The organism is Aeromonas australiensis, from assembly GCF_000819725.1.
Lineage (GTDB): Bacteria > Pseudomonadota > Gammaproteobacteria > Enterobacterales > Aeromonadaceae > Aeromonas > Aeromonas australiensis.
On the sequence record NZ_CDDH01000057.1, the window covers coordinates 84,921 to 102,772 of the forward strand.

At 54.8% G+C, this 17,852-nt stretch carries 17 protein-coding genes; 15 read left to right on the top strand and 2 right to left on the bottom strand.

The genetic code is table 11. The features are described 5' to 3' along the window. The 12 genes from murJ (at position 1) to tapY2 (ending at position 13,901) form a co-directional block, all read left to right on the top strand. Entirely contained in the window at positions 1-1,563 is a 1,563-nt protein-coding gene (gene murJ / locus BN1117_RS09305; RefSeq protein WP_040096769.1) for a murein biosynthesis integral membrane protein MurJ, read from the top strand. A gap of 154 nt (positions 1,564-1,717) precedes the next feature. Beyond that, on the top strand, positions 1,718-2,692 hold the full coding sequence (gene ribF, locus BN1117_RS09310; RefSeq protein ID WP_040096771.1) for a bifunctional riboflavin kinase/FAD synthetase: 975 nt from the start codon (positions 1,718-1,720) through the stop codon (positions 2,690-2,692). Further along, positions 2,692-5,553: an isoleucine--tRNA ligase gene (ileS, locus tag BN1117_RS09315; protein ID WP_040096773.1), complete on the top strand. Its 2,862-nt coding sequence runs from the start codon at positions 2,692-2,694 to the stop codon at positions 5,551-5,553. The genes ribF and ileS overlap by 1 nt, the downstream gene beginning before the upstream one ends. Further along, positions 5,553-6,053, top strand: a complete 501-nt coding sequence (gene lspA, locus BN1117_RS09320) for a signal peptidase II (RefSeq protein WP_040096775.1) — start codon at positions 5,553-5,555, stop codon at positions 6,051-6,053. The genes ileS and lspA overlap by 1 nt, the downstream gene beginning before the upstream one ends. Next, complete coding sequence (gene fkpB / locus BN1117_RS09325) at positions 6,050-6,502, top strand: FKBP-type peptidyl-prolyl cis-trans isomerase (RefSeq protein ID WP_040096777.1); 453 nt, start codon at positions 6,050-6,052, stop codon at positions 6,500-6,502. Before lspA ends, fkpB begins: the two co-directional genes overlap by 4 nt. Next, positions 6,502-7,437 carry a 4-hydroxy-3-methylbut-2-enyl diphosphate reductase gene (ispH, locus tag BN1117_RS09330; protein ID WP_040096779.1) on the top strand — a complete coding sequence of 312 codons (936 nt, stop codon included), beginning with the start codon at positions 6,502-6,504 and terminating at the stop codon, positions 7,435-7,437. Before fkpB ends, ispH begins: the two co-directional genes overlap by 1 nt. A 110-nt stretch (positions 7,438-7,547) precedes the next feature. Then, positions 7,548-7,973 (top strand): type IV pilin protein, encoded by a 426-nt coding sequence (locus BN1117_RS09335; RefSeq protein ID WP_082032579.1) that lies wholly within the window; start codon positions 7,548-7,550, stop codon positions 7,971-7,973. Between the two features lie 2 nt (positions 7,974-7,975). Next, entirely contained in the window at positions 7,976-8,542 is a 567-nt protein-coding gene (pilV, locus tag BN1117_RS09340) for a type IV pilus modification protein PilV (RefSeq protein ID WP_040096780.1), read from the top strand. Then, complete coding sequence (locus tag BN1117_RS09345; RefSeq protein WP_082032580.1) at positions 8,539-9,537, top strand: PilW family protein; 999 nt, start codon at positions 8,539-8,541, stop codon at positions 9,535-9,537. The genes pilV and BN1117_RS09345 overlap by 4 nt, the downstream gene beginning before the upstream one ends. Then, entirely contained in the window at positions 9,534-9,971 is a 438-nt protein-coding gene (tppD, locus tag BN1117_RS09350) for a type IVa pilus pseudopilin TppD (RefSeq protein WP_040096784.1), read from the top strand. Before BN1117_RS09345 ends, tppD begins: the two co-directional genes overlap by 4 nt. 10 nt (positions 9,972-9,981) lie before the next feature. Then, positions 9,982-13,623, top strand: a complete 3,642-nt coding sequence (locus BN1117_RS09355) for a pilus assembly protein (protein WP_052441466.1) — start codon at positions 9,982-9,984, stop codon at positions 13,621-13,623. Beyond that, positions 13,620-13,901 carry a type IVa secretion system protein TapY2 gene (gene tapY2 / locus BN1117_RS09360; RefSeq protein WP_040096788.1) on the top strand — a complete coding sequence of 94 codons (282 nt, stop codon included), beginning with the start codon at positions 13,620-13,622 and terminating at the stop codon, positions 13,899-13,901. The genes BN1117_RS09355 and tapY2 overlap by 4 nt, the downstream gene beginning before the upstream one ends. Positions 13,902-13,928: 27 nt before the next feature. Here tapY2 and BN1117_RS09365 read toward each other — a convergent pair whose 3' ends face one another. After that, on the bottom strand, positions 13,929-14,456 hold the full coding sequence (locus BN1117_RS09365) for a GspH/FimT family pseudopilin (protein ID WP_040096790.1): 528 nt from the start codon (positions 14,454-14,456) through the stop codon (positions 13,929-13,931). Positions 14,457-14,554: 98 nt separating this feature from the next. Further along, entirely contained in the window at positions 14,555-15,214 is a 660-nt protein-coding gene (locus tag BN1117_RS09370) for a GspH/FimT family pseudopilin (RefSeq protein WP_244463533.1), read from the bottom strand. 11 nt (positions 15,215-15,225) lie between these two features. On the opposite strand from BN1117_RS09370, the gene BN1117_RS09375 reads away from it, so the two are divergent. Genes BN1117_RS09375 through BN1117_RS09385 form a run of 3 tightly spaced genes read left to right on the top strand, consistent with a single transcriptional unit; the run spans position 15,226 to position 17,847 of the window. Beyond that, the gene (locus BN1117_RS09375) at positions 15,226-16,848 is read left to right on the top strand and encodes an NAD+ synthase (protein ID WP_040096792.1); all 1,623 of its coding nucleotides are present in this window, start codon (positions 15,226-15,228) and stop codon (positions 16,846-16,848) included. Positions 16,849-16,857: 9 nt separating this feature from the next. Beyond that, a complete protein-coding gene (glnB, locus tag BN1117_RS09380; protein ID WP_005308848.1) occupies positions 16,858-17,196 on the top strand; it encodes a nitrogen regulatory protein P-II in 339 nt (112 codons plus the stop codon). A 48-nt stretch (positions 17,197-17,244) separates the two neighbouring features. Next, on the top strand, positions 17,245-17,847 hold the full coding sequence (locus BN1117_RS09385) for a transglycosylase SLT domain-containing protein (RefSeq protein WP_040096848.1): 603 nt from the start codon (positions 17,245-17,247) through the stop codon (positions 17,845-17,847). The last annotated feature ends 5 nt before the right edge of the window (positions 17,848-17,852 follow it).

Sequence of the window (17,852 nt, forward strand, 5' to 3'; positions counted from 1 at the left end):
TTGAGTAAGAAATTGATCAAATCCGGCATGATAGTGTCCGGAATGACGCTGGCATCCCGTGTAATGGGCTTGGTTCGCGATGTGGTCATCGCCAATCTGCTCGGTGCCGGGGTGGCCGCCGACGTCTTCTTTTTTGCCAATCGCATTCCCAACTTTCTGCGTCGTCTGTTCGCCGAAGGTGCCTTCAACCAGGCCTTTGTTCCCGTGATGACGGAGTACAAGAAAAATGGTGACGAGGGGGAGGTGCGTGAATTGTTGGCTGCAGTGGCGGGCACGCTGGGGGGCATAGTGACTGTGGTCACCCTGCTTGGTGTGCTCGGTTCGGGTGTGCTGACCGCGCTGTTTGGCTGGGGCTGGTTCTGGGATTGGCTGCACGGCGGCCCTGCGGCCGAGAAGTTCGAGCTCGCCAGTCTGATGCTCAAGATCACCTTCCCCTACCTCTGGTTTATCACCTTTACCGCCATGGCGGGGGCTATTCTCAACACCTTCGGCCGCTTTGCGGTCTCGTCGTTCACGCCGGTGTTTCTCAACATCACCATGATTGCAGCGGCCTGGTGGATTGCACCGCTGATGGACAATCCCGAGATTGCGCTGGCGATAGGTGTTTTTTTGGGTGGTTTGGTACAGTTTTTGTTCCAGTTCCCGTTTTTACGCCAAATCAACATGCTGGTGTGGCCGAAGTGGGGATGGCATCACCCCGGGGTGGTGAAGATCCGCACCCTGATGATCCCCGCCCTGTTCGGGGTCTCGGTCAGCCAGATCAACCTGCTGGTCAACACCATGCTGGCCTCCTTCCTGGCGACCGGTGCCATCAGTTACCTCTACTACTCGGATCGCCTGCTGGAGTTCCCCCTCGGCCTCTTTGCGGTGGCCATCAGTACTGTGATCCTGCCTGCCCTGGCAAAGAAGCATGTGGATGCCGATCCGGCCGACTTCTCCCGCACCATGGATTGGGGGGTGCGGATGGTGATGCTGCTCGGCCTGCCCGCCATGATCGGCATTGCGGTCATGCGCGAGCCGATTCTGCGGGTGCTGTTTATGCGCGGCGAATTTGGCCTGCATGAGGTGAGCATGTCCAGTGCCAGTTTGTTGGCCTCCACTACCGGTCTGCTCTCCCTGATGCTGATCAAGGTGCTGGCGCCCGGTTACTACGCCCGTCAGGATACCAAGACGCCGGTACGGATCGGGGTGATGGCGATGATTGCCAATATGGTCTGCAACCTTATCTTCATCTACCCGCTCGGTTATGTGGGGCTGGCGCTCTCGACCGCCTGCTCGGGCACTCTGAATGCTGCCTTGCTGTTCAAGGGGCTGTACCAGCAGAGCGTCTATCGTCCCTCCCGCCATACCGGCGTGTTCTGCCTCAAGCTGCTGGTCGCCAGCGTGCTGATGGGGGGCGTGCTCGCCTACCTGTCGCCGGATCTGGCCCAGTGGGGCGCATGGAGCATGGGCAAGGCCAGTCTGCAGCTGACCATGCTGCTGTCGCTGGGGGCTGCGGTCTATGCCGTGGTGTTGCTGCTGCTGGGCATTCGGCCGCGTCACCTTAAATCGGGGCAGCAGTAGCCGTGATCCTGCGGCGCCATGGGGATAGTGCCTCATGGCGCCGTAGATGGCGGGCTTGGGCCCGGATAGTTGAAATCAGGCTATGAGGGCTGACCCTGCCTGCTGCCTGATATATAATCCGCCGATTTCCATGGCAGCAACGCACAAGGCACTGATGGAGCTTATTCGCGGCATTCACAATCTCAAGCCCCGTCACCGGGGATGTGTATTAACCATTGGCAACTTTGATGGGGTTCATCAGGGTCACCATGCGGTATTGGCACGTCTCAAGGAGAAAGCGGCCCAGCTGGGATTGCCCGCCTGCGTCATGCTGTTTGAGCCGCAGCCGCTGGAGCTGTTTGCCGGCACGGCAGCGCCTGCCCGGCTGAGCCGGTTGCGGGAAAAGTACGAAGCGCTGCAGGGGCTGCATATCGATCGCATGCTCTGCGTGCGCTTCAGCCGCCGTTTTGCCAACCAGGCCGCGACTGAGTTTATCGAGCAGTTGCTGGTGGAGAAGCTCGGGGTGCGCTATCTGGTGGTCGGCGACGATTTTCGCTTCGGAAAGGGGCGGGAAGGGGACTTCCATCTGCTGGAAGAGGCGGGCCGCCGCTTCGGCTTCGAGGTGATCAGTACCCAGAGCTTCCAGCTCGCACGGCAGCGAGTCAGCAGCACACTAGTGCGTGAAGCCCTCAAGGCGGGCCGGATGGCGGAAGTGGAGCTGATGCTCGGCCGCCCCTATACCATCAGCGGCCGGGTGGCTCACGGTGACAAGCTGGGGCGCACCATAGGTTTTCCCACCGCCAATCTGGCCCTCAAGCGTCAGGTGATCCCGGTCGGTGGCGTGTTTGCGGTGGAAGTGATATGTTCCGGCAAGACTTTCCCCGGTGTAGCCAATGTGGGTGTACGGCCGACCTTGAGCGGTACACAAGCCAGATTGGAAGTACATCTTTTTGATTTTTCTGGTGATCTATACGGTCAGCAGGTCAAGGTGCTGCTTCGCCACAAGCTGCGCGAAGAGCAGAAGTTTGCCTCTTTCACCGCCTTGAAAGAGCAGATCGAACGAGATGCCCTGGCGGCCCGAGCCTGGTTCGGGCTGCCACAATTTCATTTACCCAGCACTCTTTTAGCAAAGAAGGGAACCCAGGACTGATGAGCGACTATAAACACACCCTGAATCTTCCGGAAACCGAGTTTCCGATGCGTGGCGATCTGGCCAAGCGCGAACCCAACATGCTGAAACGTTGGTACGATCAGGATCTCTACGGCGCTATTCGCCGCGCCAAAGCGGGCAAGCCTTCTTTCATTCTGCATGATGGCCCCCCCTATGCGAACGGCAACATTCACATCGGTCACTCGGTCAACAAGATCCTCAAAGACATCATCATCAAGTCCAAGGGCCTCTCCGGTTTCGATTCCCCCTATGTGCCGGGTTGGGATTGCCACGGTCTGCCTATCGAACTGAAAGTGGAAGGCATGGTCGGCAAGCCGGGCGAGAAGGTTTCCGCTGCCGAATTCCGCGCCGAGTGCCGCAAATACGCCAAGACCCAGATCGAAGCGCAGAAGACCGACTTCATCCGTCTGGGTGTGCTGGGCGACTGGGAACACCCCTACCTGACCATGGATTTTGGCACCGAAGCCAACATCATCCGCTCCATGGCCAAGATCGTTGAAAACGGTCACCTGCACAAAGGCTCCAAGCCGGTGCACTGGTGTACCGATTGCGGCTCAGCGCTGGCTGAAGCCGAAGTTGAGTACTACGACAAGAACTCCCCCTCCATCGATGTGCGCTTCAAGGCTGTCGACGAGGTGGGCGTTGTTGCCAAGTTTGACTGCGCCGAAGGCCACCCCGGTAAAGGCCCGATCTCTGCGGTGATCTGGACCACCACCCCGTGGACCCTGCCTGCTAACCGCGCCATCGCCATGCACGCTGATCTGGACTACGCACTGGTGCAGGTTGAAGGTGAGCATCCCGAGCGTCTGATCCTGGCCGCCGAGCTGGTCAAGGATGTGATGGATCGCGCCGGTATCGAAAAGTTCCACAATCTGGGCTACGCCAAGGGCGCCGCGCTCGAGCTGCTGCGCTTCAACCACCCCTTCTACAGCTTCGATGTGCCGGTGGTACTGGGTGATCACGTTACTTTGGATGCCGGTACCGGTGCCGTCCACACTGCGCCTGGCCACGGTCAGGAAGACTTCGTGGTCGGTCAGAAGTACGGTCTGGAAGTGGCCAACCCGGTTGGCAGCAACGGCGTCTATCTGCCGGATACCGAACTGTTTGCCGGTCAGCATGTGTTCAAAGCCAATGCCTCCGTGATCGAGGTGCTGACCGAGCGCGGCGCTCTGCTGCATCACAAGGTGTTCAACCACTCCTACCCGCACTGCTGGCGTCACAAGACCCCGATCATCTTCCGTGCTACCCCCCAGTGGTTTATCAGCATGGAGCAGAAGGGTCTGCGCAAACGCGCGCTGGAAGAGATCGAGCGCATCGAGCAAGACGGTATCAAACAGCAAGGCCAGAGCGGCTGGGTACCTGCCTGGGGTAAAAACCGTATCCAGGCGATGGTCGAGAACCGTCCTGACTGGTGTATATCCCGTCAGCGCACCTGGGGTGTGCCCATCTCCCTGTTCGTCCATAAAGAGACCCAGCAGCTGCACCCGGAATCTGTACGCCTGATGGAAGAGGTGGCCAAGCGGGTCGAGCAGTCCGGCATTCAGGCCTGGTGGGATCTGGACAAGGCGGAGCTGCTGGGTGCCGATGCCGACATGTACGACAAGGTGCCTGACACCCTGGACGTCTGGTTTGACTCCGGTTCTACCCACGCCTCCGTGGTTGATGCCCGTCCCGAGTTCAACGGCAAGCCGGCCGACATGTATCTGGAAGGCTCTGACCAGCACCGTGGCTGGTTCATGTCCTCCCTGATGATCGGTGTGGCCATGAAAGACAAGGCTCCCTACAACCAGGTGCTGACTCACGGCTTCACCGTGGATGGTCAGGGTCGCAAGATGTCCAAGTCCATCGGCAACGTGGTAAGCCCGCAAGACGTAATGAACAAGCTGGGTGCCGACATCCTGCGTCTGTGGGTAGCGAGCACTGACTACACCGGCGAGATGACCGTCTCCGACGAGATCCTCAAGCGTTCTGCCGATGCTTATCGTCGTATTCGCAACACTGCCCGCTTCCTGCTGGCCAACCTGAACGGCTTCAATCCGGCGACCGACATGGTGGCCCCTGCCGACATGGTGGTGGTGGATCGCTGGGCTGTGGGTCGTGCCAAAGCGGTACAGGCCGAGATCATGGCGGCATTTGACGAGTACAACTTCCACGGCGTAACTCAGAAGCTGATGCAGTTCTGCTCCATCGAGATGGGCTCCTTCTATCTGGACGTCATCAAGGATCGCCAGTACACCGCCAAGGCTGACAGCCTGGCCCGTCGCTCCTGCCAGACCGCCCTCTATCACATCGCCGAGGCCATGGTGCGCTGGATGGCGCCGATCATGAGCTTCACCGCTGATGAAATCTGGGCGCTGCTGCCGGGCGAGCGTGGCGAGTTCGTCTTCACCGAAGAGTGGTACGACGGTCTGTTTGGTCTTGAAGCGGGCGAAGTGCTGAACGACGAGTTCTGGGCCGAGATCCTTGCTGTACGCGGCGAAGTGAACAAGGCGCTGGAAGTGGCCCGTGGCGAGAAGCGGATCGGCGGCTCCCTGCAGGCCGAGCTGACCCTGTTCGCCAAGCCGGAGCTGGCTGCGCGCCTGAATGCCCTGGCCGATGAACTGCGCTTCGTGCTGCTCACCTCCAAAGCCAAAGTGGTCGTCACTGACACTGCACCGGCAGATGCCGTGGCGACCGAGCGTGACGACCTGTGGCTCTGCGTGGCCCAATCTGCTGCCGCCAAGTGCGACCGCTGCTGGCACCATGTGGAAGATGTGGGCACCATCGCGGGTCATGAAGAGATCTGTGGCCGCTGTGTCACCAACGTCGAGGGTGACGGCGAAACACGTCAATTTGCCTGATGAACATGACTCAACATAAAAGCGGCCTGCGTTGGCTGTGGCTGGCAGTGCTGGCCTTTGTACTGGACCAGGCGAGCAAGCTCGCCGTGGTCGAGTTGCTGCCATTTGGTTACCCGGGGGTGGAGATCACCCCCTTCTTTAATCTGGTTCACGTCTACAACAAGGGCGCCGCATTCAGCTTCCTGGCTGATCAGGGGGGCTGGCAGCGCTGGTTCTTCGCGGTGCTGGCGTTTGCCATCTGTGGATTACTGATCCACTGGCTGCGCAAGCAGTCGGTGACCGAGCGTTGGAGTGGTATCGCCTATTCGCTCATCATCGGCGGCGCCCTTGGCAACGTGTTTGACCGGTTGGTGCTCGGCCATGTGGTCGACTTCCTCGACTTTTATTGGGGGCGAGCCCACTGGCCGGCGTTCAATCTGGCCGACAGCTTTATCTTTATCGGCGCAGCCATGATCGTGCTGGAAGGCTTTCGCTCCGACAAACAGAAGGAGGGGTCATGAGCCAAGCGATCACTGCAGACAGCAGTGTGCTGTTCCACTTCACCATCAAGCTGGAAGATGGGTCGGTCGCCGACAGTACTGCGTTGCAGGGCAAGCCTGCTCGGCTGCGGATGGGAGATGGCAGTCTGACCCCCACCTTCGAGCAGTGCCTGCTGGGGCTTTGTGAAGGGGAGAGCAAGAGCTTTACCCTGGCGCCGGAAGAGGCCTTTGGCCTCTCCAACCCCGACAATATCTACCATCTCGACCGTGCCAAGTTTGGTGCAGAAGTGGAGCCCAAAGTCGGCACCATTATCCTGTTCGACCAGCCCAATGGCAGCGAGCTGCCGGGCATCATCCGGGCGGTAGCCGGGATGTCGGTGACGGTCGATTTTAACCATCCGCTGGCCGGTCATACCGTCACCTTCGAGGTGGAGATCCTGGGGGTTGATGATGAGGAGAAGGTGCATTAATGGATATTCTGCTCGCTAACCCTCGTGGTTTTTGTGCTGGCGTGGACCGTGCCATCAGCATTGTCGAGAGCGCGCTGGAGAAGTTTGGTGCCCCCATCTATGTCCGTCACGAAGTGGTGCACAACCGCTATGTGGTGAACAAGCTGAAAGAGGCAGGCGCTGTCTTCGTCGAGGAGCTGGACGAGGTGCCGGACGACAGCATCGTCATCTTCTCTGCCCACGGTGTGGCCAAGACGGTGCGCGAGATGGCCAAATCCCGCGCCCTCAAGGTATTCGATGCCACCTGTCCGCTGGTGACCAAGGTGCACATGGAGGTGCATCGCGCCAGCCGCAAGGGCTCCGAGGCGGTGCTTATCGGTCACGCCGGTCACCCCGAGGTGATCGGCACCATGGGGCAGTACGAAAACCGTGAAGGGGGCATGTATCTGGTAGAAACGCCGGAAGATGTGGCCAAGCTCAAGGTGAAAAACCCGGACGACCTCTGCTTCGTCACCCAGACTACCCTGAGCGTGGATGAGACCTCTGACGTGATCGATGCGCTGCGCAAGCACTTCCCCAAGATCCAGGGGCCGCGCAAGGATGACATCTGCTATGCCACCCAGAACCGTCAGGATGCGGTACGGGAGATGGCTGGGCTGGTGGATGTGATGCTGGTGGTGGGGTCGCGTAACTCCTCCAACTCCAACCGGCTGCGGGAGCTGGCCGAGAAGGTGGGGACCAGAGGCTATTTGATTGATGATGCTTCCATGATCGAGTCCGACTGGCTGGAGGGTGTCAAGGCCATCGGTGTGACGGCTGGCGCCTCTGCACCGGATATATTGGTACAGAACGTGATTGCCCGCCTGCGCGAGCTGGGAGGCAAGGTGGTCGCCGAGCATCCTGGTCGCGAAGAGAACGTAGTCTTTGAGGTTCCTCCCGAACTTAGAATAATTTGAGTGCAGCCAGCAAGGCTTAAGAATAAAGTGTGTTGATAATGACGCCGGGTTTGTTCTAGAGACAGGCTCGGCGTTAAACTTATGAAGCAGTCTGTCACCAAGGATGGGATATGATTGGATACTTTCGTGGCTTTTCTCTTATTGAGCTGATGATTGTCGTCGCCATCGTGGCGATCCTCGGCACCATCGCTTACCCCTCTTATCAGCAATATGTGCTGAGTAGTCACCGTATAGAAGCCAAAAAAATGCTGCTGGATGCCGCCAATCGGCAAGAAACCTATTTTATGGATTTCAATCAGTACGCTTCGTCGATTACCGACTTAGGTATCGTGCTTGAGCCCGATGCCCGTTATAGCTTAGAGATTAGTATTTCCGCAGGAGTCCCTAGCCCTAACTTTACTTTGACAGCAACCGCCTCGGGAGCTCAGGAGGCTGATAGTCGCTGTTTTAAATTAATGATTAATCAAGGAAATAAGCAAAAAGAAAAAGATGCCGAAGATAAGGTTGGTAATAAAGTTGATGGGTGTTGGGAGTGAATATGAAATCATCGATTATTTCATCTGCCGGATTTAGCCTATTAGAAGTGATGATTACTGCTGTGATCCTGTCACTGGGGCTGCTCGGTCTGGTTGCGTTGCAAACCCACTCCAAATTTGCCAGTTATGAAGCTCGCCAGCGTACCATCGCCAGCTGGCTGGCTAACGATATGGTCGAGCGGGTGCGGATCAACAGGGACAGCTGGAGTGAAGAAAGCTCTGCAGCGGTAGGTCTTGCCTCTAATTTAACTCGACCGACATGCGCCGCTGCAGATGGCACAATCAGTGCGTGCAGTGCTGCAGATTTACGTAATGCCGACCTTCACTACTGGCAACAAGCCCTGCTTGGGGCCAGTGTTTCGGGGGCGGCATCTTCCTTGAATTCACCGATAGGCTGCGTGGTGCGGCGGGCCAATAATGTGCTGGCGGTCGGGATTTTTTGGGCAGGCAAACAGGAGATATCTGATGGGGGGGCTGCTGCGGCGGCAGTGACGCTGATCAACGAATGTAAGTTATCTAAAACAAGCGATGCAGCGAGGCGTCAGTTTATTTTGACGACAACCTTATGAAATCTCATGGATTTACTCTGGTTGAATGGCTTATCTCCATGACGATGGGACTGTTCTTATTGGCGGGAGTTTTTTCGGTCTTTGTAATATCTCGCTCCAGCTCTGAAGATGCCTTTGATCAAAGCGAATTACAGGAAAATGGTCGATTGGCTATTAGACTGATTAGCCACGACATAAAGTGGGCCGGTTTTTTTGGGGCCTACACCGGCCAGCCGATGCAGGTTGGCCCCTCTCTTTCCCTCAGTGCTGGCAGCCTGGTTCCGGCAAGCAGCGATTGTCTGGATGAGCGTTCGGTCGGAAGCTTGCCATCCAATGCTGCACCTGCCAGGGGGCTGTGGGTGAGCCGGGTATCAGCCACCAAAGCCCTAGCCGGGTTCACGTGTATTCCTACTGCGGATCGGGTGGAAAATAGTGATGTAATCAGTATCAAACGATTGGTGGGGCGTCCTATACCAGCATCAGAGGGATTGGATGCAAACCGCTTTTATATGGCGGCCAATAGCCAGGAGGCACGAGTTCTCAAGGGTAGTGAAACCAGACCTATCTTTGGGTCAAATAATGAAAGCCAGCTTTGGGAATATCAGCACTATATCTATTACCTGTCACAAGATAATGGTGTTCCGGTTCTGCGCAAACGCTACCTGACAGCTGATGGTGGTTCTTCCCTGATTGGCGGAGCCATGGCCGAAGGGGTAGAGCATATGGTCCTGATGTTCGGGGTCGATGATTCTGTGATCCCTGATGGGCGTATCGACCGATATCTTTCTGCAGATCAGATGACAGCGCAAAGCTGGAATGAAGGCCGGGTATTGGGAGTTCGGTTGTTTTTATTGATCAGAGCAGCGAAAGTGTCTGCACGTTACAAAAATAATAATACCTATCAACTTGGCAATCTGCCCCCGATAAAAGGTAACGGCGATGGCTATCGTCGCCTGTTGTTGGAAAGCAGTATTGCATTGCGTAACCCGCAAATAGTGACCCGGGGTGGAACATGATAATACTTCAGCAAAGCCGTGGCGTTGCGCTTATTGTTGCGCTGGTTATTTTGGTTCCACTTACCTTGATTGCGGTGGTGGTCATGCAATCGAGCGGGATGAGCCTGAAAATGGCCGGTTCGGGAGCCAGCTTGCAACGAGCAGAGCATGAGGTTGAAGGTACCTTGGCTACCGCATTAGGTAATGTAAATCTCTCATCACAAATTGCGACACAGGCAATAGGAACCTCAGCAGCCATTGGCACTGCAATACCCACCACCACGCTGACCGTCAATGCAGAGAGCGTGTGCAAGCGAAAATTTGAAGCCAGTAGCCAAAATGTAACGCCCGCCTGTCGTTATGCCGAGGCCACCACATCCAGTGCCTATGGAAAAATTGATAGCCAAATGACCTTTACTGCCGGGGTTGAGCAGCCCCTGCTCAGCGCCAATTAGGGGGCGGGTGATGAACATAAGGAACTGTTTACTGACAAGCTTGCTGGTGCTAAGTGCTGGCATATCCAGCCCGGCAATGTCTGTAGGGGCAGGGTATTCTGACGATACCGAGTTATTTCTCTATGACTTTGCCAAGGCGGGGGATTTTCGTCCCAAGGTGCTTTTTATATTCGATAACTCGGGAAGTATGAGAAATACAACCGAGGTAGCCAAAGATCCCTACAACCCTGACACAAAATATCCATCTTTACCTAACGACCCTGATATCAACGATAGCAATCGATTCATATATTTTTCTACTAATGGAACTGTACCAGCTATTAATAGTACCAAGAGATTTCGAAGTAGCGTTAATGCCTGTGCATCTTCATGGAGTGCTCTTAATTCTGTTGGTCGATTTCAATCAAGGGTTTGGGGATATGAGGTGACATCAGGATCTCCACCGAATAATGGAACTGGCCGTTGGCGTTCTCTGAATGATTTTACAGTCACTAATATATCTGTGGCCGACTGCCAACAGGACATCGATGAAAAAAACAGTGTTAATGCTCAGGGTTTTACTACTGGCTTTCCAATCAATAAAACTTATTATTGGAGCGGGAATTGGTATTACACTAATGATGTAACGAAAGCCTTATCTAATGGTAGTACCACTCAGATATCTATGTTTACGGCAAATTATGTCCGTTGGTATCATGGTGCGACAGGGGTATCTATGCAGACCCGTTTAAAAGTTGCCCAAGATGCAGTAAAAGAGCTGGTGCTGGCAACACCAGCTGTTGATTTCGGTCTGGCGGTATTTAATTACAATGATGGTAATGCAGCAAATAGTAGAAATGGTGGTAGGATAATTCGAAATATCATTGGTAATGATGCTATGTTGTCTTCAGGAAAAACGGGGGCGCAGGATCTAATCGATAAAGTGAATGCTCTGAGTTCGGATACCTGGACACCTTTGTGTGAGACATTATATGAAGCCTATCGTTATTTTGGTGGTTTGAGTGTCCATTTTGGTGATGATGACTCCAACCGTAACCCCAAACGAGATCCCAATGCCGAATCACCCGCCGGGGTCTATAAATCCCCGTATGACAAATGTTCCAATAATGGCTATATCATCTATATGACAGATGGTGAACCAACCTATGACAGTGCAGCTGACACCCTGATTTCAAACATGATTAATACGTTGCCAGCTGCTGATAAAGCTGCATATGGTGGGACGGTTGGTTATGGTTCATCAGGGGAGAAAAGCTACCTGGCAGCGTTGGCTGGTTATATGAAAAATAACGATGTCAATAAATCTGCAGATGGTAGGCAAACAGTCACAACATTCACCGTGGGTTTTGGAGATGAAGCAATCAACGGGGCGGGGGCTTTGTTAGCTGAAACGGCTCGTCGTGGTGGTGGTAAATATTATCCCGCCACAGATGCAACCCAACTTAACGAAGCATTAAAGTCATCATTGCTGGCTATCTTGAAAATGAATACCTCGCTGGTCTCTCCCGCTATTGCCACCAATAACTTTGACCGTACTCGCAGCCTGAATAATATCTACTACGCCATGTTTGAACCGGGAGATGGCCCGCGATGGAAGGGTAATCTTAAAAAATTGGTACTCGCCCCGGAAAAGGGATATGTGGTGGATCAGCGTGGCTTGCCGGCTATCGGTAGTGATGGGACCATTCTTGAGTCTGCCAAGACTTACTGGTCGTCTACTAGTGATGGCAACAAGGTTGCTGAAGGTGGGGTGCAGGAGATGCTGGCAGCTAAAACCAATCGCAATCTTTATATTATTCCTCCTTCTGCAAGTTCATTGAGTCCATTTAGCAAATCTGCGCTTGAAAATATGGCTGGTGGCGCTGAGCAGCTTCGCACCGTGATGGGGTTGGGCAGTAATGATAATGTCGATAGCATTATTGATTGGGCAAAGGGGCTGGATGCATTTGATGAGGATAGTGATAGCACAACGACAATGCGTAAGGATATCCTCGGGGACCCATTACATTCACGGCCATTAGTGATCAATTACGGTTGTACAAAGTCGACAGGACAGACTACATGTACACCTGACTTGCGCATTGTGATGGGAAGTAATGCCGGCTTCGTGCATATGTTTAAAGACAGCGACACTACGGTTGATGAAAGCTGGGCCATTATGCCCTATCAATTTATCGCCAATCAGAAAGCCTTGCAGGAAAATCTTGAATCATCCGTACATTTATATGGTGTAGATTCATCGCCCACTGTACTGATTAATGAGAAAGTAAAAGATGGCTATATACAATCGGCACAAGGTGACAAGGTGTGGTTATTTACCGGGTTGCGCGGTGGTGGCAAGGCCTATTATGCCTTGAATATATCAGACCCCGATTCTCCCACGCTTATGTGGCGACTGGATAAAAAAATCGCTGGTTTTGGTAAGCTTGGTGAAACTTGGTCGATCCCCGAGGTTGCCTTTATTCCTGGTTATTTCACAGTGGTCAATGGTCAAAAGAGCTATAAGCCTGTTTTGATCTTCTCGGGGGGTTACGATCAGGCAAAAAGCTATTTGGGGCAGGGAGCTGAGGACAGTGAGGGGCTTGGAGTCTATATCGTTGATGCTGAAACAGGGACTTTGTTATTTAGCTTCACCCCGGATGTGACCAGTGCAACCAACAAGCAAGTCGCTGGCATGGTTTATAGCATGCCAGGCTCTGTCTCCGTACTGGATAGTGATGGGGATGGTATTGCAGACCGGATCTATGCAGGTGATACCGGCGGCCAGATCTGGCGTATCGATATGAAGGGAATAGAGAAGTCCAAGTGGACGGCCATCAAGTTTGCCAGTTTGGGTAATGCCCATTTTGGAGATGATAAGAAGCTGGTAGACGACCGCCGCTTCTTTACTCAGCCGGTATTGGTGCGCACCATCAACAAAGGTTGGAAGTATGATGGGACAAAATATCTCTACAGTGAGCGCCCGTTTGATGCTGTGTTGATAGGCAGTGGTGATCGAAACCGCCCCTCCTCGGAGGCAACCACCAAAAATGTCTATGTGATGCTACGTGACTACCATGTCAATCCGACCCTATTTGGTGCTACATCTGAACCAGCGGTGCCATCAAGTATCACACTGAACGATCTCTACGATGTGACCAGCGATCCCTTTACGGGGTTGAATGAAGAGCAAATTGTAAATACGACCAAGGCTCTTACCAGCAAGTTGGGATGGAAATTCTGGCTCAATGAGACGGGTGAGAAATCCATGGGGGCCGGTCTGGTGTTGCAAGGCAAGCTTTACTTCACCTCTTTCCTGCCTCAGGTTCAGGACTTCCAGCAGTGTACCATCCAATCCATCGGTGCTATGCGCCAATATATGATTGATATGCACTACGGCACATCGTTCAAATATGTGCTGGATAGTAACAATCAGGAGGTTATTCAGCGTTATGTCGAAGTGCAAAATAAGGTCGCCGATGATCTGGTAATTCATGGTGGTGATGATGGCCGGATCAGAATTATCGGTGGTGCGCCGGGCAAGGAGGTCATCCTCAAAGACGAGAAGTCGGAACGTTGTACCGGTGAAGATGAATGCTCACAAGGGGCAGAAGAGGCCGAAATGGATATGTCTGCCAAGAAAATCTACCTCTATGAAGGAGAACAGAGATGAAGCGGATGCTGCTCTGGTGTGTGAGCTTACCCTTGCTGGCTCAGGCTCAAACTGAGGATATGAAATGCTATGTGATCTTGGAAGGGGGCGCACAGATGGTGCTGCAGCAGCCCGTTGCCGACACCAGCAAGGCAAATCTGGCTCGTGTGTTCAAACAGAAAGGTTATGAGATTGATGGGGTGGTGCGTGCGGTGACCGAGGTCATCGAATGCGTTCCCTTGGCGGCTACGTTCTCGCTGGCTGAAGCAAAAAAGCAGGACGAGGTGCAACCGAGATAGGTTGGAGATGTCAGGATTGCAAAGGGGCTAAGAACAACCCAGCCCCTTTTTTTCACTTCTGCTGCGGCCGGATGGCGAGATAATAATGTCGATACGGGATCTCTGGTCGATACAAAACCGCACTGTCATGTTGGTGCCAATCGCAGTGCCATCGGGTTTAAAACGGACAAATTGTCGATTGGCTGTCACTGTGTGTTTGGCTGAAAAGTCTTCTGTCGCTGATAGCAAGCGATCACCGTTGCTGATGTCGAGCACACGGTCCTGATTGGTGTCGATAAACACCAGCATGCGCCGGGCGCCAGCTTGGTTTGCAGGTACGCAGCTTTCTGTTGTGGCGTTATTGACGGGCTTGGCAAGACATGCGGTGAGGGTTTGTTGATGCATGATGGCTTGCCGTTGAGCGAAGATCAGGTGATCCAGCAGGTTTCTGGTGTAGAGGTTGCCCTCTGTGCTGGTTATCAGGCTTGCCAGTGACGGTAGTCCCAAGGTCAGCAGTATGGTAGCCAGACTTGCTGAGAGCAAAAATTCGAGCAGAGTAAATCCATTTCGTAACATGCCGTGTGAGTCCTTGTTCAAAGGAGACTCTAAGCATAGTTATTGGATTGAAATGGATCTCCTTGTGCTCATTCGAGTTCCACTGTGGTTAACGCAGGTCATGGACATACAGCACCACTTGTCTGGCTGTGGGCACGCCCGGCAGGCATAACGTCAATATCAATGCCCTTTTCGCCGCTGATACAGAGTGAAAATGTAACCTTATTGGCAGAAGCCAGGGTGCCATCAGGGAGGAAGCGCAGGGACTTTACATCGGCGGAATGCGTATCGGCGGAAATAGCCAGTTGTGCCGGAAACTCGGGGCTTGCCGTCAGAGTTGTTTCGCTGCCATTAAGCTTCTGGTCCCTATCGCTGTCGATAAAGACTAACAGCCGGGTTGCATTGTTTTTAACACACTCTTCAACAGCATTGTTGATAGTGGTCAGGCAGAGCGTGACGGTCTGTTGGTTGGAGATGGCTTGTTGCCTGGCGTAGTTTAAGTGGTTGAGAAGGCTTTTTTCCTGGGTTGCCAGATTATTGCTGCCCAGCAGGTTAGAGAGGGAAGGGATACCAATCCCCAACAGAATAACGCCCAGTGCAATGGCTATCATCAACTCCATCAGGGTAAATCCGGCGTTTTTCATATCTGCGAAGGCCTGTCGTTCCGTGACTATGTACAGCTTATCCTTCCCGCTGGTTGCTGTCACACGGTTACGCCTGTCTTGAACTGGCAGATTGCCCCCCTTTTCTTTATCATTCCCCATCATTTTCGAATTCAAGATGCATCGCCATGGCAAAAGCCCTCTCTCTGATGCTTGCCCAGTTGAATCTGACGGTAGGCGCCATCGAAGATAACACTGACAAAGTGCTCGCTGCGGCAGCTCAGGCCGAGCAGCAAGGTGCCGATCTGCTGGTCTGCTCCGAGCTGGCCCTGACCGGCTATCCACCGGAAGATCTGCTGCTGCGCGCCGATCTGATGATCCGGGTCGAAGCCGCGTTGGCTCGTGTTGCCGAATGGCAGGGCAACTGTGCCATTTTGGTGGGTCATCCCTGGCGTGAAGGCGAGGCGCTCTACAACGCGGCTTCCCTCTATGAGCAGGGCAAGCTGATTGCCCGTTACTTCAAGCAGGATCTGCCCAACTACGGCGTGTTTGACGAGAAGCGCTACTTCACCGCCGCGACCGAAACTTGTGTGGTGCCGTTCCGTGGTCACCAGCTGGGCCTGCTCATCTGTGAAGATTTGTGGCAGCCAGGCCCGGCGCTGGCCGCCAAGGCGGCAGGGGCCGAACTGCTGCTCACCATCAACGCCTCGCCCTATGATCAGGAGAAACCCTGGATCCGTCGCGAGCTGATGGCCGAACGCTGCGATCAGACCGGTCTGCCGCTGGTCTACCTCAATCAGGTGTGTGGTCAGGACGAGCTGATTTTCGACGGCTGCTCCAAGGTGTTCAACAGCCAGGGGGAGCTGACCCATAAGCTCGCCCCGTTTGCCGAAGAGCTGGCGCTGGTGCGCTTTGCCGATGGCCAGCCGGTAAAAGAGCGGGAACCTGCGGCGCCGCTGGAGCCGTTGGCCGAGACCTATCAGGCGCTGGTGCTGGCGGTGCGTGACTATGTCACCAAGAACGGTTTCCAGGGCGCGGTGCTGGGTCTCTCCGGTGGCATCGACTCGGCCCTGACCCTGGCCATCGCGGCAGATGCCATCGGCGCCGACAAGGTGCAGGCGGTGATGATGCCGTTCCGCTACACAGCCCAAATGAGTGTGGAAGATGCCAAGGAGCAGGCCGAGCGGATGGGGGTGGAGTTCAATATCATCTCCATCGAGCCGATGTTCGAAGGCTTTATGACCCAGCTGGCGCCGCTGTTTGAAGGTACTGCCCGCGATACCACCGAAGAGAACCTGCAGGCCCGCTGCCGCGGTGTGCTGCTGATGGCGCTCTCCAACAAGCGTCGTCGTATCGTGCTGACCACCGGCAACAAGAGCGAGATGGCGGTCGGTTATGCCACCCTGTACGGTGACATGGCGGGCGGTTTCGACGTGCTGAAAGATGTACCCAAGACCCTGGTCTTCAAGCTGTGCGAATATCGTAACTCGGTCGACTACGTGATCCCGCAGCGGGTTATCGACCGCCCTCCTTCAGCGGAGCTGGCGCCGGATCAGGTGGATCAGGACAGTCTGCCTCCTTACGACATCCTGGATGCGATCCTCAAACGCTACGTGGAAGAGGATGCCTCGGTCGCCGACATGGTGGCAGAAGGCTTCGAGGAAGCGGTGGTGCGCAAGGTGATCCGGCTGGTGGATCTCAACGAATACAAGCGCCGACAGGCGGCGGTCGGGCCCCGTATTACGGCTCGCAACTTTGGTAAGGATCGCCGTTACCCCATTACATCCGGGTTTGGCAAACAGAACTGGTAAGGAGTCACCATGAAGAAGATTGAAGCCATCATCAAACCGTTCAAGCTGGACGATGTGCGCGAGGCCCTGGCCGAGATCGGCATCAACGGCATGACCGTCTCCGAAGTCAAAGGCTTCGGCCGCCAGAAGGGCCATACCGAGCTCTATCGCGGTGCCGAATATATGGTCGACTTCCTGCCGAAAGTGAAGGTCGAGCTGGTGGTGCAGGACGAGGATCTCGATGCCTGCCTGGAGGCGATCCAGAACACCGCCCGCACCGGCAAGATTGGTGACGGCAAGATCTTCGTCTGCGAGGTAGAGCGTGTCATTCGTATCCGTACCGGCGAAGAGAACGAAGACGCCATCTAACCGATGGCGACTTGTCATGACCCAACCCATGGAGTGTTGAAGCTGCTGATGTCCTGGATACGCCTCATTGCGGTGGTCACCCTGCTGGCTGGTTTGACCGCCTGCAGTACCCGGCCACCGGCTCAGCCGGAAAACCTGTGCCAGATCTTTCGCGAGAAGCCTGAGTGGCGCAAGGCGGCGCTCAAGATGAACGAGCAGTGGGGGACGCCGATCCACGTGATCATGGCCATGATGTATCAGGAGTCCTCCTTCGTGCATGATGCCCAGCCGCCGATGCAGTATTTTCTCTTCATTCCGACCGGGCGGGCCAGTTCGGCTTATGGTTATGCTCAGGTCAAAGACGAAACCTGGGCGGATTACCAGCGGGAAACCGGCAATAGCTGGAGTAGTCGCGATGACTTTGCCGACGCCATCGACTTTATGGGCTGGTACACTCACAAGGCCCAGCGGCTCAATGGCACCTCCAAGTGGGATGCCTATGGCCAGTACCTCAATTATCACGAAGGGTGGGGTGGCTACCGGCGTGGCAGCTACCGCAGCAAGGGGTGGTTGATGAAGACCTCTCGCAAGGTGGAAGCGCGCGCCCAGCGCTACGGCGCCCAGTACCGTCAATGCAAGGATCAGCTCTCCCGCGGGGGCTGGTTCTGGTAACCAAA

What these genes read in the sequence shown, in the direction of transcription:
- fkpB (WP_040096777.1), top strand. Translation starts at nt 6,050, where the DNA reads ATGAGCCAAGCGATCACTGCAGACAGCAGTGTGCTGTTCCACTTCACC.
- tppD (WP_040096784.1), top strand. Translation starts at nt 9,534, where the DNA reads ATGATAATACTTCAGCAAAGCCGTGGCGTTGCGCTTATTGTTGCGCTG.
- lspA (WP_040096775.1), top strand. Translation starts at nt 5,553, where the DNA reads ATGAACATGACTCAACATAAAAGCGGCCTGCGTTGGCTGTGGCTGGCA.
- pilV (WP_040096780.1), top strand. Translation starts at nt 7,976, where the DNA reads ATGAAATCATCGATTATTTCATCTGCCGGATTTAGCCTATTAGAAGTG.
- BN1117_RS09375 (WP_040096792.1), top strand. Translation starts at nt 15,226, where the DNA reads ATGGCAAAAGCCCTCTCTCTGATGCTTGCCCAGTTGAATCTGACGGTA.
- BN1117_RS09385 (WP_040096848.1), top strand. Translation starts at nt 17,245, where the DNA reads ATGTCCTGGATACGCCTCATTGCGGTGGTCACCCTGCTGGCTGGTTTG.
- glnB (WP_005308848.1), top strand. Translation starts at nt 16,858, where the DNA reads ATGAAGAAGATTGAAGCCATCATCAAACCGTTCAAGCTGGACGATGTG.
- ribF (WP_040096771.1), top strand. Translation starts at nt 1,718, where the DNA reads ATGGAGCTTATTCGCGGCATTCACAATCTCAAGCCCCGTCACCGGGGA.
- ispH (WP_040096779.1), top strand. Translation starts at nt 6,502, where the DNA reads ATGGATATTCTGCTCGCTAACCCTCGTGGTTTTTGTGCTGGCGTGGAC.
- ileS (WP_040096773.1), top strand. Translation starts at nt 2,692, where the DNA reads ATGAGCGACTATAAACACACCCTGAATCTTCCGGAAACCGAGTTTCCG.
- BN1117_RS09355 (WP_052441466.1), top strand. Translation starts at nt 9,982, where the DNA reads ATGAACATAAGGAACTGTTTACTGACAAGCTTGCTGGTGCTAAGTGCT.
- tapY2 (WP_040096788.1), top strand. Translation starts at nt 13,620, where the DNA reads ATGAAGCGGATGCTGCTCTGGTGTGTGAGCTTACCCTTGCTGGCTCAG.
- BN1117_RS09345 (WP_082032580.1), top strand. Translation starts at nt 8,539, where the DNA reads ATGAAATCTCATGGATTTACTCTGGTTGAATGGCTTATCTCCATGACG.
- BN1117_RS09335 (WP_082032579.1), top strand. Translation starts at nt 7,548, where the DNA reads ATGATTGGATACTTTCGTGGCTTTTCTCTTATTGAGCTGATGATTGTC.
- BN1117_RS09365 (WP_040096790.1), bottom strand. Translation starts at nt 14,456, where the DNA reads ATGTTACGAAATGGATTTACTCTGCTCGAATTTTTGCTCTCAGCAAGT.